Source organism: Pseudoclavibacter sp. CFCC 11306, from assembly GCF_008831235.1.
In the GTDB taxonomy this organism is placed as follows: domain Bacteria; phylum Actinomycetota; class Actinomycetes; order Actinomycetales; family Microbacteriaceae; genus Pseudoclavibacter_A.
Genome location: NZ_WBKF01000001.1, coordinates 67,352 through 82,910 on the forward strand (window position 1 = coordinate 67,352; position 15,559 = coordinate 82,910).

Annotated in this window: 11 protein-coding genes; 2 read left to right on the forward strand and 9 right to left on the reverse strand. The window is 64.9% G+C overall.

Annotation, left to right across the window (positions count from 1 at the left end):
• Positions 1-41 precede the first annotated feature (41 nt).
• From F8O09_RS00290 to F8O09_RS00300, 3 genes are read right to left on the reverse strand one after another with little or no spacing between them, the layout of a single operon-like run.
• Entirely contained in the window at positions 42-1,232 is a 1,191-nt protein-coding gene (locus F8O09_RS00290) for an acyl-CoA dehydrogenase family protein (RefSeq protein WP_158031656.1), read from the reverse strand.
• Positions 1,225-2,682, reverse strand: a complete 1,458-nt coding sequence (locus F8O09_RS00295; protein WP_158053549.1) for a beta-ketoacyl-[acyl-carrier-protein] synthase family protein — start codon at positions 2,680-2,682, stop codon at positions 1,225-1,227. The genes F8O09_RS00290 and F8O09_RS00295 overlap by 8 nt, the downstream gene beginning before the upstream one ends.
• Positions 2,679-4,250, reverse strand: coding sequence for a class I adenylate-forming enzyme family protein (locus F8O09_RS00300; RefSeq protein ID WP_158053550.1), 1,572 nt, complete (start codon positions 4,248-4,250; stop codon positions 2,679-2,681). The genes F8O09_RS00295 and F8O09_RS00300 overlap by 4 nt, the downstream gene beginning before the upstream one ends.
• 130 nt (positions 4,251-4,380) lie before the next feature.
• Between F8O09_RS00300 and F8O09_RS00305 the strand changes: the two genes are divergently transcribed.
• Positions 4,381-5,235 (forward strand): carbon-nitrogen hydrolase family protein, encoded by an 855-nt coding sequence (locus tag F8O09_RS00305; RefSeq protein ID WP_158031654.1) that lies wholly within the window; start codon positions 4,381-4,383, stop codon positions 5,233-5,235.
• 7 nt (positions 5,236-5,242) lie between these two features.
• Here the strand turns inward: F8O09_RS00305 and F8O09_RS00310 are convergent, their stop codons facing one another.
• A complete protein-coding gene (locus tag F8O09_RS00310) occupies positions 5,243-6,286 on the reverse strand; it encodes a hypothetical protein (RefSeq protein ID WP_158053551.1) in 1,044 nt (347 codons plus the stop codon).
• Positions 6,287-6,396: 110 nt separating this feature from the next.
• A complete protein-coding gene (locus tag F8O09_RS00315) occupies positions 6,397-7,125 on the reverse strand; it encodes an NUDIX hydrolase (RefSeq protein WP_158053552.1) in 729 nt (242 codons plus the stop codon).
• A 281-nt stretch (positions 7,126-7,406) separates the two neighbouring features.
• Here F8O09_RS00315 and F8O09_RS00320 point away from each other — a divergent pair, with 281 nt between their 5' ends.
• Complete coding sequence (locus F8O09_RS00320; RefSeq protein WP_158053553.1) at positions 7,407-7,676, forward strand: Rho termination factor N-terminal domain-containing protein; 270 nt, start codon at positions 7,407-7,409, stop codon at positions 7,674-7,676.
• Positions 7,677-9,483: 1,807 nt separating this feature from the next.
• Here the strand turns inward: F8O09_RS00320 and F8O09_RS00330 are convergent.
• The 4 genes from F8O09_RS00330 to F8O09_RS00345 form a co-directional block, all read right to left on the reverse strand.
• A complete protein-coding gene (locus tag F8O09_RS00330) occupies positions 9,484-10,296 on the reverse strand; it encodes a hypothetical protein (protein WP_158053554.1) in 813 nt (270 codons plus the stop codon).
• A 214-nt stretch (positions 10,297-10,510) separates the two neighbouring features.
• A complete protein-coding gene (locus tag F8O09_RS00335; RefSeq protein WP_158053555.1) occupies positions 10,511-13,120 on the reverse strand; it encodes a S8 family peptidase in 2,610 nt (869 codons plus the stop codon).
• Positions 13,117-14,073 (reverse strand): AAA family ATPase, encoded by a 957-nt coding sequence (locus F8O09_RS00340; protein WP_158053556.1) that lies wholly within the window; start codon positions 14,071-14,073, stop codon positions 13,117-13,119. The genes F8O09_RS00335 and F8O09_RS00340 overlap by 4 nt, the downstream gene beginning before the upstream one ends.
• Before the next feature lie 238 nt (positions 14,074-14,311).
• A complete protein-coding gene (locus F8O09_RS00345) occupies positions 14,312-15,493 on the reverse strand; it encodes a tyrosine-type recombinase/integrase (RefSeq protein WP_158053557.1) in 1,182 nt (393 codons plus the stop codon).
• Between the last annotated feature and the right edge of the window lie 66 nt (positions 15,494-15,559).

Genomic DNA, 15,559 nt, shown 5'->3' on the forward strand with positions numbered 1-15,559 from the left:
TGATGAATTCAGTGGGAACGCCCTCTTTCGTCGTCTGACGACTACTGCTCGTCGAGATACTGCGTCGCGAAGACCGGCCGTGCGGCGTCCCACCCGGCCGGATGGAACATCCCTGCGAGCACGTCGCGCTGGAGGCGACTGAGCTCGCTGCCGGCGTCATAGGCACGTGACCCAGACAGGCGGATCGCATCCTGCACGACGTTCTTGGCCATCTCGACGGCGCGCAGCTTGCCGCCCACGAACCGGCGGGCCCAGCCGGCGCCGTGATCGACGAGGGCGTCGAACTCTCTGGTGTACGTCGCCAGCTGCGGCGGCACGGCTTCGTACTCCATCGCCATGTCGGCGATGCGCGCCCGAAACTCCGGCACCTCGGCGAGCGACTCCGAAGCCTTGGCCGACCAGCGGCCGCGCAGCCCCTCGACGGCAAGATCGAGCGCCCGCGCGGCGAGGCCTGTGTAGACCGAGGCGATCAGCAGCTGGAAGTTCGCGTTGATGGCGAAGGTGAGCAGGTCGGGGGAGGGGCCGACCGGAATGCTTCGGGTCATGCGGTCGGCGTGCACCAGCGCGTGATCGAGCCGCGTCGACCGGCTCTGGGTCGCGCGCATGCCCAACGGATTCCAGCCGCCCACGGGCTCGGCGCCGCCGTCTTCACGATTGACGAACCCGTAGACCACTCGCGGGGCTTCCGGGTCGGTCTGGTCGAGCCCGTGCACCCCCAGCCGCGTCCAGACCGGGCCCAGCGAGGTGAACACCTTCGTGCCGGTGAAGCGATAACCGCCGTCGTCCTGGGGGTCGGCCTCGGTGGTCGACCCGAAGAGCACGAAGTCGTTGCCCGCCTCGCTGATGCCGAAGGCGAAGATCTCTCCCTCAGCGGTCTCTTCGAGCACGAAGTCGTGCGAGTGGTCGCCGCGCGCGGCCATGGCGTGCGCCACACCCGTCCAGACCAGATGCATGTTGATGCCGAGAGCCGTCGCCGGTGCGGCCTGCGCCAGGCGCTGCTGCAGCAGCGACACCTCGTGCATGCCGAGGCCGGCGCCGCCGAGTTCGGTGGGCACGAACGCCTTGAGATAGCCGTGTTCGCGCAGCTCGGCGAGATCTTCGTCGAAGAAGACGTTGCGCTCGTCGTAGTCGGCGGCTCGATCATGGATGCGCTGCCAGAGATCGTCGGGCAGCAGCTGCTGCGAGATCTCGGCGAAGCGCGCCTCGCGGTCACGGTGTGCGGTGTCAGTCATCGATTGCCTTTCGCGTGGGTCGGCGGCCGGCTGGTTGCCCGGTCGTCTGGGTCTGGGTCTGGGCTTGAGTCTGGATGTTGGATTGAGGCTGGGCCCGAGCCGTCTGCGGATGCGAGCTCACGAGGTCTCCTGGGGCGAGTGCGGATGCGCGGCGCAGCAGCAGCGAGGCGTTATGCCCGCCGAAGCCGAAGGAGTTCGACAGCACCGTGCGCACGTCGACTGGCCGGGCCTGCCCGGTGACGATGTCGTGGTCGGGAAACGCACTCTCGTCGAGATTGATCGTGGGCGGCACCACGCGGTCGCGCAGGGTCTGCACGGCGAACACCGCCTCGAGCACGCTCGAGGCGCCGAGCAGATGACCGGTCGACGACTTCGTCGAGGTGATCGGCACCTGCTGTGCCGCCGCGCCGAGCGCGCGGTCGAGGGCCTGCACCTCCATGCTGTCGTTGAGCGGAGTGCCGGTGCCGTGCGCGTTCACGTGATCGACGTCTCTGGGCGCGACGCCGGCATCCTGCAGACAGGCGTGGATCGCCTGAGCCGCGCCGCGCGCCTCGGGGTCGGGCGCCGTCGCGTGCCAGGCATCGCTCGACGCTCCATAGCCGGCCAGGTCGGCGAGCGGGCGACCGCCGCGCGCTCGCAGACTCTCGCCGGATTCGAGCAAGATGGCCGCGGCGCCCTGCGCCATGACGAACCCGCTGCGGGCGCGGTCGAACGGGCGACAGGCGGATGCCGGGTCGGCCTCGTACCCGGCCGCCAGCGCCCGCATGCGTGCGTTGGCCGAGAGATTGACCGCGTTGAGGCAGTCTTCCATGCCCACGACGAGCACGGCGTCGGCATAGCCGTGGCGGATGCGGCGCATGGCCTCGCCGAGTGCGACCGCCCCGCTCGCGCAGGTGGCCGAGAGGCCGACGGTCGGGCCGTGCAGGTCGTAGCGCATGCTGAGCAGGGCGCCGGCGGCGTCGGGTGCGCCGTGCATGGCGACGTACGGGGTGACTCCTCTGGGCCCGCGGGCGTCGAGCGCCCGGGTCTGCTGCTGCATCGTCTCGATCGGGCCAGAGCCGGTGCTCACAATGATCTCGGCTCGTGGCGCGCCCGGCAGCCGACCAGCCGACCCGGCGTGAGCGAGGGCTTCGTCTGCTGCGGCGATCGCCCACCACAGCACCCGGCTGAGTCGGCGCGCCTCGTGCGGCGGCAGCACCGAGCTCGCCTCGAAGTCGCGAACCTGCCCGCCGATGCGCACGGGCAGGTCGTCGTACGATCCGCCGCAGCCGTCGGGGCCGTGCAGCAGCCCGACGCCGCTGCGCCCCGCGAGCACCGCCTGCCAGGTGGTCTCGGCATCGAGCCCGCAGGGAGTCACGGCACCGAACCCGCTGACGAAGACCGGGCGGCGTGCGCCGTTCTGGGGTGCGCTCACCGCAGGACGTGAGCTCGTGGACACATCTGCGCTCATAGCCGGGTGACCTCCGGCCCGTCGGCCTCGATCAGCTGAGCGGTCTCGGAACGCCGAATCTTGCCCCCGACGGTGCGCGGCAGCCGGGCGACGACGCAGAACCTTCTGGGCACGAACTGCGGAGCCAGACGCCGACGCAGCTCGCCGAGCAGCTCGGCCTTCGTAGGCAGCTCGGCCTTCGTGGGCAGCTCGACGTTCGTGGGCGGCTCGACTGCGCCCGTATCCCGCTCATCGTGCTCGATGACGGCGACCACGATCGAGCCGAGCGTGCGGTCGGGCACGGCGACCGCGCAGCTGCGCTCGCAGCCCGGGATCTCGGCCAGGGCGCGTTCCACCTCGGGAAGGCTCACCTTGTGACCGCCGGTGACCACGATGTCGCCTGCGCGCCCGACCAGCTCGAGCGCGCCATCCACCAGCCGGCCCTGGTCGTGCACCGTCGCCCAGCCGGCCTCGTCGACGAGATGCTCATCGGTGAGCGCGGCGACATAGCCGGCCGCTGTCGAGGGCACGCGAATGTGCAGCTCGCCGATCTGACCGTCGGGCACCGGCTGCCCGTGCGGGTCGCGGATGCTGATCTCGACGCCGTCGTAGAGATGGATGCGGGTGCCGTCGCCGCCGCGGCTGTCGCCGATGAATCCGATCTCGGCGGCTCCGTAGTAGCTGATCAGCGGCACACCGGGAAAGGCCTGCTGCACGCTTTCACGCACGCTCGCCGAGAGGTTGGCGCCGCCGGTCACCAGCAGCCGCAGGTGCTCGGCCGCGGCTGGCTCGTGTCGTGCCGCCTGAGCGATGCCCTGCACCGCAGCAGGCACCGCCACGATGCGTTCGATGTGCTCGTCACGCATGCGCGAGACCAGCGGAATCGGCGAGAACGAGTCGCTCAGAGAGCAGGTGCCGCCAGAGGCGAGCACTTCGAGCAGGGCATAGAGCGTCAGACTGTACGAGATGGGGCCGGGCGCGAGGGTGCGCTCGCCGTCGAGCGCCTCGAGGTAGCGGCTCGAGACGGCGATGTTGTAGCGGTACTCGCGGCGGGTGCGGACGAAGCCCTTGGGCGCGCTGGTCGTGCCTGACGAGAACAGCAGCAGAAAGGGCTCGTCGCCGTCGCGGACGGTCGGTGCGCTCGCCGGCGGCAGAGTGCGCGTGAGCTCGTCGAAGGCCGTCGAGGTGATCACGGTGCCCGTCCAGTCGTGCAGCCGCTGCCGCAGTGTGGTCGAGTCAGTGATGACGATGGCCATCTGAGTGCGGTGGATGACGCGCAGCTGATGGTCGACCGGCCAGCGCGGGTCGATGGTCGCCGAGATCGCGCCGAAGCCCGCAAGACCGGCGATGAGACGCCCGGTCTGTGCGGCGTCGGTCAGGCAGATGCCGACGATGGGGCGCCCCTGCGCCTCGGGGATGCCGGCTGTCGTCGCGTCTCGGTCAGGGCCCAGCAGATGCTCGACGGCGGCCTGCACTCGGGCTCCGTCGTCGACGAGCTGCCGGTAGGTCAGACGCAGACGGTCGCCGACGATCGCGAGGCGTTCGGGGTGCGAGGCCGCGACCTGCAGCATCGACTGAGTGATGGGCACGGTTTTCTCCTCGAAAGGTGCGCTGAGACGGGCGGCGTTCTGCCTCGATGACGCACACCTTACCCCACCGGCCGCTGCTGGCAGAGCGTCGTGCGGCGACTCGACGCCTGTGCTGTGAGAAGATGACGTCATGTCCACTCCCGAAGACTCTCTCTGGCTGAACAAGACCGTGGTGGTGGTGGCCGCGCAGATCTCGCCGGGGCCGGATGAGGCCGAGAACCTGCGCATCATCGAGCGGTGCGTCGCCGAGGCGGCCCGCCGTCGCGCATCCCTCGTGGTCTTTCCGGAGTACGCCTCGTATTTCAGCGGTCGTCTCGGGGCAGACTTCGTCGCCCACGCGCAGCCGCTCGACGGCCCCTTCGTCTGTCAGCTCGCCGAGATCGCAGCGGTGCACGGCATCCATGTGGTCGCGGGCTTCGGCGAGGTCGACGACCAGGATGACCAGCGGCTGTGGAACACCGTGGTCGCGGTGTCGCCCAAAGGCGAGATCGAGGGCATCTATCGTAAGGTGCACCTGTTCGACACCTTCGGGCACCATGAGTCGCGGTATGTGCGACCGGGCCCGCTCGACGACCCGCAGACCTTCGAGGTCGAGGGCATCGTCGTCGGGCTGCAGGCCGGGTACGACCTGCGCTTTCCCGAGATCACCCGACGCATCGTCGACGCCGGTGCCGAGCTGGTGGCGGTGCCGTCGCAGTGGGTCGGCGGTTCGCTGAAAGAGCTGCACTGGCGCACGCTGGCTCAGGCGCGTGCCATCGAGAACACCGTCTATGTGCTGGCTGCGGGGCAGTCGGTGCCCGACGGCATCGGACGGTCACTGATTGTCGACCCGATGGGCGTGGTGCTCTCGGCCACCGGTGCCGAAGACGCTCTGGTGCACACCGAGATCAGCCTGCAGCGCATCGCCCAAGTGCGTGCCACGAACCCGGCGCTGCTGGGCCGGAGGTTCGCCGTGACGATCGCCGACGAGTCTCAGCAGCGCTGACCGACGGTCAGTCGCACTGCCGCTGCAGGTAATCCTGGTTGGCTGTGATGCGGCTCCAGCCGTTCGACGCACGGTAGGTGATGTAGCCGTTCTGCGCCTTGCAGAAGGCGTGCAGCCGGACGTCTTCGCCGCCCGCAGGCGCGTCGGATGCGGCGCTCTGAGCGCTGGGGGAGTGGTCGGCATCCTGCTCGTCGGCATCCTGCTCGTCGTCGTGCGAGGTGTCGAATGCGGCCTGTTCCAGCGACTTCTGCGAGACCGCGGTCTCTTCGTCAGCACGCGCCTGCTTCCACTCGGCCAGGTCTGCGGCCAGCGCCGTCGCGCCGGAGCGTGCGGCATCCACCGTCTTGTCGAACAGGGCGGCGTCGACGTTCTTGGTGTCGGTCTGCGTCAGTTTGCGCAGAGCGTCACGGCGGCTCTCGACGTCGGGAATCAGCGTGCGCCCCACGTCGCTGGTCGCGTACTCGTCGGTGGCATGGGCGTCGGAGAGTACCTGGTCTGAGGTGCTCAGCACCTTTGGAGCAGTCTCGGCTGCCTGATCGCGCTTGAGCTGGGTCATGCCCTGGCGCAGCGTCGCCGTGCTCTTCGCGAGATCGTCGGCCTGTGCCTTCACCTCGTCGGCGTGGGTGCCGATCGCGTCGGCGTCAGATCGCGTGCTGCAGGAGGGGACCGGCGTCGTGGTGGCACTGCTCGCCGCCGGCCGCAGCTGTGCGATGAGCGTCGTGCCATCGGGTGTGGCCGCGTACGCGGGGCCCTCTTCGTCGGCGGCCTCAGCGGGGCGACGGCTCGCGACGTCGGCGTCCGCGTCTGCCTCGTGCAGAGCGGTCTTCGCTGCGGCTGCCGCATCGGTGAGGGACTTCTGCGCTTCGGTCAGAGAAGTCGTGGCTGACGCACACCGGCCTTCATCGCTGCCGGCGCCTGTGCTCAGCTGATCGAGACCGCCGCCGTGCAGGTACCAGAGGTAGCCGCCGCAGACGAGGGCGACGACCATCAGCGCGCTGGCGATCCACCAACCGCCCTTCGCGTGGCTCCTGCTTCTGGCTGCTTGGGCCATGTTCTGTGGTTCCTGTTCTCAGCTCGACATTGCGTGCGACACAGTGACGACCACAGAGTTTAGTCGGCTGCTGTACGGAGCGGTACTCGACCGGCGGCGACCATGCGCGATCAGCGGGCGACTTCGAAGCGGCGGTCGGCATCCCACGCAACCGCCCACCCGAGCGAGTCGAACACGCCGGCGAGCAGCATCGCGGTGAAGCCCCAGACCAGATGCCCGCCGAAGTGCGACGCGAGCCGGAACGCCGGGCCGTAATACGTCTGGTGGCCGACCCGCAGCACCGAGGTGCCACGATGCGTCGGGTCGATCAGCTCGGCGACGGGCACGCGAAACACCTCGGTCGACTCGGTGTTGTCGGCTGCGATCTCGCTCGGGCGGCGCCACCAGCCGATCACCGGCGTGACCAGATTGTTGCTGACGGGTATGTAGATGTCGGGCAGCGTGCCCAACACGTCGACGCCGGTCGGGTCGAGGCCGGTCTCTTCGTTGGCCTCGCGCAGCGCGGTCGCGGCCGGTGAGGCATCGCCGGGCTCTGCGCCGCCGCCAGGGAAGGCGATCTGGCCGGCGTGCGCGCGCATCGTGCTCGATCTGCGGGTGAGCAGCACGTCGAGTTCGGGCACGACGGGGTGGGCGTCTGTGGCGTGATCTGCGGCATCGACCGCGGCGGTCGCGCTGGCGGTGGCGGGCACCTCGTCGAGCTGGCCGAAGAGAATGAGCACGGCCGAGCGGCGTGCGTCGGCCGTGGAGGCCGCGTTGCCCTGCGCGACAAAGGGGATGCGATAGCCGCGCCCGAACTGCGCCTCGAGCTGGTGCCGTGCCTGCTGCGCCAATGTGGTCATGATGACACCATAGGGCAGGGTGCGGCCGCGCCGTGCGGTCGTGTATCCGGAGAGCGAGAGGTCTTGATTCGCGGGGGGGGGGCGTCACCATGGGCCATCGCTGTCAAACTTGTCAATGGGGTGGTCGTGCGATAGGGCTCCGCTTAGAGTCGGTGGTAGAAACTCCCTCCGGCAGCCGGCAGTCGGCAGCACGCCAGTTGATGGGTTTCTCTGCGTAGCCTTCCGCCTGCGTGGCGGGCGCGCAGCCTCCGCAGGACCACACGCAAAGAAAGGAGAGGACGATGCCCAAACGATCATCTGTGCCCCAGCTGAAGGACGAGAAGCTCTACGAGCGTTTGCGTGACGAAGGGGCGTCGAAAGAGAAGGCCGCCCGCATCTCGAACGCGGCAGCCAAGGAAGGCCGGTCAAAGCTCGGCAAGCGCGGTGGCGAGGCCGAGGACTACGAAGAACGCACCGTTTCGCAACTGCGTGGACGTGCGAAAGAGCTCGGCCTCACCGGCTACTCCAAGCTGCGTAGAGCCGAGCTCATCCGCCTGTTACGCGAGCACTGACTGCGGGCGATCCTCGTCTCGATGAAGTGAGCGACGAAACAACGGAGCACATCATGATGAACACTGATCCGCGCTACAAGTATCCGTGGCCGCCACTACCTGAGCAGAATCAGTCAGACCAGTCGGGCTGACCGCCTCGATGGATCCCTGAGCAGACCACGGTGAGGAGAGTTGTTGTGGCTGCACGAGACTCTGGGAGAGCGGGCACCACTCATCACCGTTGGTGACTCTGGTGTCGGTGTCGCCATCGCGATTTCCTTTGCCTGGGAGGGGCAGATGCCGCGATCTCGTGCCTGCCGCAGGAGGAACCAGACGCCGCAGAGACCGAGCGATACAGCATAGATGTGGGGCGCAGGTGCCTCAGGCCGCCGGGAGGCCTCCGCGAGGAGTCTGCTTGTGTCGACGCCGTGGACTACACGGCTGAAAGACTCGACGTACTCGTGCTTACCGGCGGGGGTCAGTACGAGCGCAAACCCGATACTGCAATCGAACGCGAGGAGATCCTCGAGGTGTTCGAGACGAACCTCGTCGCGCCCGTCATTATGATGTGCGAGGCCGCTGTCGTGGCCTTCACCCCGTGTCCTCGCTGAGGAGCAAAGGGGAGCGAAGCGTGCGCGTCAACGCGGTTGCCCCGGGCCCCATATGGACGCTTCTCATCCCTGCCACGGGCAGGGGGCGAGAGGTAGCGTCGCTTCGGCGAGAACACCTCGCTCGGCTGCCCCGGCCGACCCGCCGAGCTTGCGGCCGCCTAGGTCTACCTGGCCTCGGAAGAGGCCTCGTAAGTCTCGGGTACCGTACGTCCCATCACAGGTGGTCGGCATTCGTAGTGAGCACTTTCAACAGCACGCCCGTGCGAAGGCGGTCAAGAAGTGATTACCTCCAGATCACACCGAGGTGGCTTAAGCGGGGAGTGGTAGCGAGAAAACGCCCCGTGCGGTGTGATTGCAAGTGCACGGAGTGCTCTGTCTGTGGGGCTGACAGGATTTGAACCTGCGACCTCTTGACCCCCCCCAGGTAGACGGTTCCGCCAGATTCCTTGATTTTCCGGGCATCTCTACCCCTCAAAGGGCCCGATTTCACGTCATGGATTGCATGGTTTGCATGCGTTAGGTCCCGGTCAGGTCCCGGCTCTTGGTAGCCGACCACAGATCCGTCAGGGGTTTACGCGGGGTTTATGAGAGGGCCGCCGTTCGTCGCCTCGACCATCAGGTACGCCCAGAGTCACGAGCTCGGGGACGCCACGTTGCACGACATGCACGCGCGAATCGCTCGTCCCCCTTGACGAAGACGGAGTGACAGACTCGATCTAGACTCGCCCCGCCCCTCCGACCCCACAGCATCGTCCCGGGCCCGACGCACCCGTCATCCACAAGAAAACTTGTAGATCTGTTTGCAGGAAAAGTTGTTGATGGAGCCGAACGCCAAGTACGCACCCGCCGCCCCGCCAATGAAACCGAACGACAATCCGGCCCAGCACGCGTCAGGGTCTGTCAATTCCTTAGCAAAGAGTGAAGGTATTGCCAGATGCCAGGATCAGCGTCTTTGACCTTTCACCCTGGCGAACGTGACACCAGCAGCGCCGCTTGGACGCGGGAGCATGCACGACGATGAATCCCCTATTCTCCCCGCCTCCTGTGGCTCCGACGTCGCAAGCTTCCAAGTTTGGAACAGCGGCCTGGGCCCGGCTCATGAGGGACCGGATCTCGTAGCGGGGCTCGACACTGAGCCGTGCGAGGCATAACGATATTGGGTGGCAAGTTCCTTGTAAACGAGTGGTTGCATCGATAGGCAGGATTGGCCTCCGAGCCTATTCCGTAAGCTGCGAGGCGGCGGAGGCGAGAACCTCGACCAGGTCGGCCGTGTCGTTGAGAACAGTGGTGTTGAAGCGCTGCTCGACCTTGCCCTGACGAAATCGTTGGGCCCACTGTTTCTCGGTCACAACGACGTCGCAGTACACCACGGCGACTGGCAGCGCGAGGATGTCATTGAAGTCGTTGGGTTCCCACTTCTGCTGGTTCTGCCGGAGCTTTGCTGATCGCATAAGGTTCGTCACGTACCTTGTGGGCAGGTCGTCCACAAAGCTGACGACTCCCGAGGGTCCTAGAGCCTCGAGGAATCCTGCCCACGTCATGTCGATACGTTCAAGCGCTTCGGTGACCGCAGGCTGGATATCGCCGAGGTCTGAGGCTCGGACAGCGAGCTCGAGCATTTCTCCTGTCAGGTTCTTCTCACGGATCGAGGCGGCGATCGTGTTTTCGTGCTCGACGTATCGTTTTGCCAGCTCGGAGTTGGAGGGGTCGAAGCCAGCCGCCTTCAACGGGTTGGGGCCGACTCTGAGCAGCTCCCGCTCAACGAGGTCTTTGAAGGTGCTCTCGACTTTGGCAAGATCCGACGCAGCAAGACCAACACCGCTGTTCGGAAGTTCGCTGGGATTGAACGGCGGAAGAGTCACGTCGCCACCGGTGATGTGCCCTATACCGAGGCCAAAGGCATCTACAGAGCGCGGATTTTTAGGAAACCCGAAAATGCCTTGAAGTGCGCGGTCGATTTCTGCGGGAAGCAGAGCGTGCGGACGTGCCAGAGCGTGTTGCCTTGAAAGCTCATGGATCAGATCGGCCACGTCAGTCCGAGACCGATCATTGGCGCGCTTCGCTGTCTCCAGATGTCGATAGATATCGAGCGGGAAGGACGCTGTGCCGGAAGCTACAGCCGCCCGAGCCGCTGCCAATGCTCCGGCGAATCGCTCTCCCTGTTTGTGGCCGGTAGCTGCACGCGCAAGATCGATCCATTTGTTCTGATCGAGATATACGCGAAGCACACTGACACTCGTACGTTCAGTTCTGAATGCGTTGGCGGGCCTGCGCCTGCACCAGTGTCTTGAGACGGGCACGGACTTCATCGTGGATGGCGGTCGACGTTTCGACCCTGGTCTCGACGGAGACCACGAGGCCGTATCGGACGTGATTTCCCTTCTTGAGTGTGGAACCGTCCTTCATGCACTCGATGTCGATCGGGAGAGTTCCGTCCACCCCGAAGATCATCGATCCGTACCCTTCGAAGATCTCATGCTGACAACTTCCCCGGCGAGCGTTTCGATACTCAGCCTCGGCTCGTGAACCAGCAGTGATCTTCTTGTCAGGCGTTTCGAAAAAGAGCTTCGTTCCCCGGTATCTGTTGAGCTGTCCCGAAGTCGGGGCCATGTATGCCAACGTGACGGTCACTCGGTGCCACTCGGGTCTCGAACGGAGTGACTGCGGGAGCGGGACGCGGTAGGTGTGGCGCTGCTCGCGTTCGATGAGTCCGCCTGCGATCAACACGGCACGGTTGGTTGCGGCGTTACCCAAACGGGTGGTGTCGATCGAGCCGTACCCCAACAACGCACTGAGCTCTCGACGTGCCTGCTGGGGATCCATACCGAGGAGCCGCTGCAAACGCGCGGCGCGATCACCCCATGAGCTCGAGTGGATCAAGAGAGCTTTCGCGAGAACAGGGTGGTAGAGAGAATCCGGGAAGGTGGGATCTCCGAGATCAGCTCCGGCTTCGAGAACGTCGAAGAGTCGGCTGGCTTCGCGCGTAACAAGTGCTGTGGCATTACTGGTGCCGTGAGTAAAGGCAACAGCGTCTGTAGCGCCACCTCGGGCCGGTGCGGCAACACGTGTTCCGGGTGCAGTCGCGGGAGTGTTCAGAGGCTGGAGCTCAGCCTCGCTCGCTCCTTGTTCGACAACGGGGCGGGAATAAAGTACGCGCCCACCGGCATGATAGATATCCGGCTTGATCGAACGCCCAACTCCTGGACCGACGGCGCTGTAGTGAGCAGGCATGCCCTCGCTGACTAGGTCCCACACCCCATCCGGCAGTGCAATCTCTCCTGCTTCGTCAGCGTGGATCGCGCCCACGGTGATCGCGTTGAGTGCGTCTCCGGGAGGAAGAATGCCGCGTTGGCGACTCGTGGACCGTGCTGCTTTGAGCGCAGCCAGGCGGGCATCGTCGGGTGTATGCGCATCATCGGCAGGGATCGAGATTGGCCTGCTGTGGTTTCCAGCGCTAACGATGAATAGAAGATTCTTCTCGAGCGCTAGCCAATCGAGAAGACGACCAAGTGCGCTCATCCTCCGAACAAGAGCTCGCGACTCAGCGCCGATCGAGAGATTGATGATTCGTACGCTGGACGCAACGGGCTCTTGGCCCCGTTCTCCCCCCACGATCCGCAAGACGGCACGATGAAGGAGGTCCGGGAACAAGGCGTCGTCAAGAACATGCTCGACGTTGGGATAGATTTCGTGCGGTCGCATAATTGGGCGCACGTAGAGCCGTCGGTTCAGTGGTTCAGCGGAGGATGAAAGATCGCCGTGGATGATCAGCGATGCCATCGAGGTTCCATGATGACGGGAGCCAACAGCATAATCGCTGCCCAAGTCATCGGGGTCATCGACGACCAGGCGTCCTGCGAGGACGTCGTGATTCACAAATGGGAGTCCGTCGAGCAGCGCGATACGAGGGAGCCCGTCGATTTGCCCAGTCGGGGGCAGGTTTGTCGATGAGGGCAGATCTTCAGTAGGAGCAGCGACGCTCATTGGGGTGCTGGGACCGACGAACATGACTTCATCCGCAGTGAGAATGCTGATGGCGTCCGCACCGTCCTCGAGGACTGCAGAGACCTGTTGAACTGGAAGCTCAACAAGAAGAGCGTGGTAGTTGATGCCAGCGATCTCAGAACGGCTCTTGACGCTTCCGCCGGATTGAACGATCAACGAAGTCAGGTGAGTTTCGGCTCGCTGACGGTCTCTGGCGTCACGCCGATACCAGAGTTCGATTTCAACGCGCACCGGGCTGTAGTACTGGCCCGCGACCTCAAGCCGTTCCTTCCAGCTTTCGATCAACCCTGTTTCGCGGATGCGGTCTTCTGGCCCCCAACGGCGTATTGCGCGCAATTGCTCGAATGCGGTTCGGAACTTCGTGAGTCCGCGTTCGAAGGGCATCTTCGGGTTTGCTACCCAGTCGTTGAAGAGCTTGACGAGTTGCCCGGCTGCTTTGGCGTTCGACATGACGAGTTGCAGCGACCGTCCGACTTTGTCGTCGGTGCGTCCCTCTGTTTTCTTCTCCATGTGGAAGTCGTCGTCGGGGTCTGTTTCGTCATCGAGTAGTTCTGTGAGGAACTCTAAGCCTTCGATCTTGGCGACGGCGTTACGGAAGTCGGCGATGGTGCCTGCTAGGTCAAACACGAGAACAAGCTCTGGATCGACTTCATCAAGAGTCTCGGTGGAAAGCTGTGCCCGACGCTTGTCGAATGCGTCAACGAGTTCACGGAACTTAGGGGCGAGGCGTTCGCCTTGTCTCCCAGAGCCGGGACCTTTGACCGAGGGCGGCACTGACGGCGGCTGTTTGAGGCGAGTGCCGATCTCTGGTGCCCCGAGCGCGAGAAGCGGCCGCCCCTCACCGGTCATTCAGTGGCCTGACTACGCCAGTGCTCTAGCCGTTCTTTCACGATACGGCGTACGTCAGCGTCTGGCAGTTCGAGAACTGCTCGTCTGCGCACGTCAAGGGCGAATTCTTCGAGTTCTGCGAAACTTGCTCCAGCGAGCTTGTCCGCAAGAGTTCGAGGCGCGAACCCCAGATCACCGCCGAAGCGATCAGCCAGCCGTTCGAGATAGTGCGTTGCCTGGGAACGGCTCGGTGCCTCGAGCTCAGCACGAACTTGGAACCTTCGCCAGGCGGCTCGGTCGAGGAGCTCGCTGTGATTTGTTGCTCCGACAAGGACGACGTGGGCAGGGAGGCGGTCGATCTGGAGAAGGAGCGTTGAGACCACGCGTTTGATCTCGCCGGTTTCATGCTCGTCAGCGCGTTCCTTGGCAATCGTGTCGAGCTCATCGAAGAACAGAACGCAACGACGTGTCCTGGCGAATTCGAACGCGCTGTCGAGACGGGCCGCGGTCTCTCCGAGGAAACTTGAGACCACGCCCTCATAGCGAATGACGTAGAACGGAAGCATCAGTTCAGATGCGATCGCCTCAGCGACGCTTGTTTTCCCGTTCCCGGGCGGGCCAGAAAGGAGCAGGCGGTTACGGGGTTCGATTCCGTAGCTTCGAAGCAACTCTGCGCGACGTTGTTCTTCGACAAGCTCCGTGATGACTCTCTGTGGCACAGGAGCAAGTTCAAGTTCTGCCAGTCGACGCTGAGGAACGATCTCCTCGACAAGGTCGCGGACGGCGGCTGCACGATCGTCTCTCGTCAGCCCCTGACCGGTCGTCGTAATGAGTTCAGAGAGGCGATCCGCCAGTAGGTGGTGTTGGTTGGCGCGCTCTTCGGCGATCACGGCCTCTACCAGCGTGCGGAACCTGTCACGATCGCCGTGGCGCTCAGCCTGGACAAGATCGAGGAGGAGGTCTGCTCGCGCCATTGGTAGTCCTCCTTCAGCATCGATCTGCCATGTATTCCCAGTCTACCGGTTGTCCTTCGCCATGCTAAGGCGCCGCACCGACATCGAGTGCCCCAAGGCGTGTCTCGAGGGCTCCGGCGAAGCGCTTGCCGCCTGCGAGCGCCTAACCCACGACAGGTCCGTGGGGTGTGTATGCAGTTAGGCGGTCAACGATTACGGAGTATCTTCCGGGGTGACGACGAGTTTGACGGGCTCGGGCTCAGCCAACCTTTCCGAACGCCTGCTCCAGGAACTCTGCCGTGATCGGGTTCACGGTCTCGTTGCGGCGGATGTAGTGCTCTCTGGTGATCGAGGGGTCGCTGTGGCCGAGGAGTTCGGAAGCGAGCTGCAGTCCCCCGATCTCGTTGATCGCAGTCGCGGCGGTGCGGCGGAACCTGTGCGGGGTCACGTCTGCGACCCCGGCCTTGTCCATCACGTCGCGGAGTTGCCTGCGGACGTTGTTGGTCGTGTGCGGTGTCCCGACGCGGGTCGCGAACAGCAGTGCGTCGGGGTGGGTGAAGCGGATCTTCTTGAGGCGCGCTTGAATCGCTCGGAGCGTGAACCCTGGCAGGGCGACTCGGCGGACGGATCGCGCCGTCTTGGGGTGATCCTGCCGGTGGGTGGGTTCGCCTTTTCTGCTCACGATCGTTCCCGAGATCCGCACGGATGGGATCGGAGCGTCCAGGTCGAGGTCTCCAAGTCGGATCGCGAGGAGCTCTCCGATGCGGGCTGAGGTGCCGAGCATGACTTCTACGATCTGTCCGAGTTGCCCGTCGGGTTTCGGTCCTGCTTTGATCGGGCGCTGCTCCCACGCACTAATGCCAGTGCGGATGGCTTTGAGCTCGTCCCAGGTGAAGACGTCCGGGGTTCGTGCGGGACGGCGGAGCCGGGAGACGTGATCCATCGGGTTGCGCGGGATGATCTCGTGGCGCACTGCGAGCGAGAGGGCGAGGCGGAGGACAACTCTGGCTTGACATGCCCGGTTGTAGCTCTTCTTCGCGAGTTGCTTGAGGAAGTAGTCGCAGCGGGCCACGCCGATCTCTCGAAGTGTGACCTCCTTGAAGAACGGCAGGACGAGGGTGCGCATGTTGCGCTCGTAAAGCAGCCTGGTCGTTGGTGAGAGCCGGTCCTCAAGGTGCATGTCCTCAAGCCAGTAGGACACCAGCGCCGGGAAGGAGCTGTCGGCACTCATCCCCGAGAACCCTGGATGGAACAGATCCCGCTCGGAGAGCTTCTTCTTCAGCGCACGCTCCGCGCCGGGCCTGGTCGCGCCGGTAACTTGGACGTGACGCCCCTTCCCGTCCCAGTCGCGATACCGGGTTCGGGCGACGTATCGTCCCGCGTCGGTGCGGCGGATGGTGATGATGCCGAAAGTTCCGATCGGGGTGCGGGGTCTAGCCACGAATGCTCTCCTCCGTGGCGATGTCGGAATCGGTTCGTGCTGCGGGGTCTTCGCTGTGGAGTTGTG

Bases quoted from the DNA above. Each gene is read 5' to 3' on its own strand.
- F8O09_RS00290 (WP_158031656.1), bottom strand. From the start codon at position 1,232: ATGACTGACACCGCACACCGTGACCGCGAGGCGCGCTTCGCCGAGATC.
- F8O09_RS00295 (WP_158053549.1), bottom strand. From the start codon at position 2,682: ATGAGCGCAGATGTGTCCACGAGCTCACGTCCTGCGGTGAGCGCACCC.
- F8O09_RS00305 (WP_158031654.1), top strand. From the start codon at position 4,381: ATGTCCACTCCCGAAGACTCTCTCTGGCTGAACAAGACCGTGGTGGTG.
- F8O09_RS00310 (WP_158053551.1), bottom strand. From the start codon at position 6,286: ATGGCCCAAGCAGCCAGAAGCAGGAGCCACGCGAAGGGCGGTTGGTGG.
- F8O09_RS00315 (WP_158053552.1), bottom strand. From the start codon at position 7,125: ATGACCACATTGGCGCAGCAGGCACGGCACCAGCTCGAGGCGCAGTTC.
- F8O09_RS00320 (WP_158053553.1), top strand. From the start codon at position 7,407: ATGCCCAAACGATCATCTGTGCCCCAGCTGAAGGACGAGAAGCTCTAC.
- F8O09_RS00335 (WP_158053555.1), bottom strand. From the start codon at position 13,120: ATGACCGGTGAGGGGCGGCCGCTTCTCGCGCTCGGGGCACCAGAGATC.
- F8O09_RS00340 (WP_158053556.1), bottom strand. From the start codon at position 14,073: ATGGCGCGAGCAGACCTCCTCCTCGATCTTGTCCAGGCTGAGCGCCAC.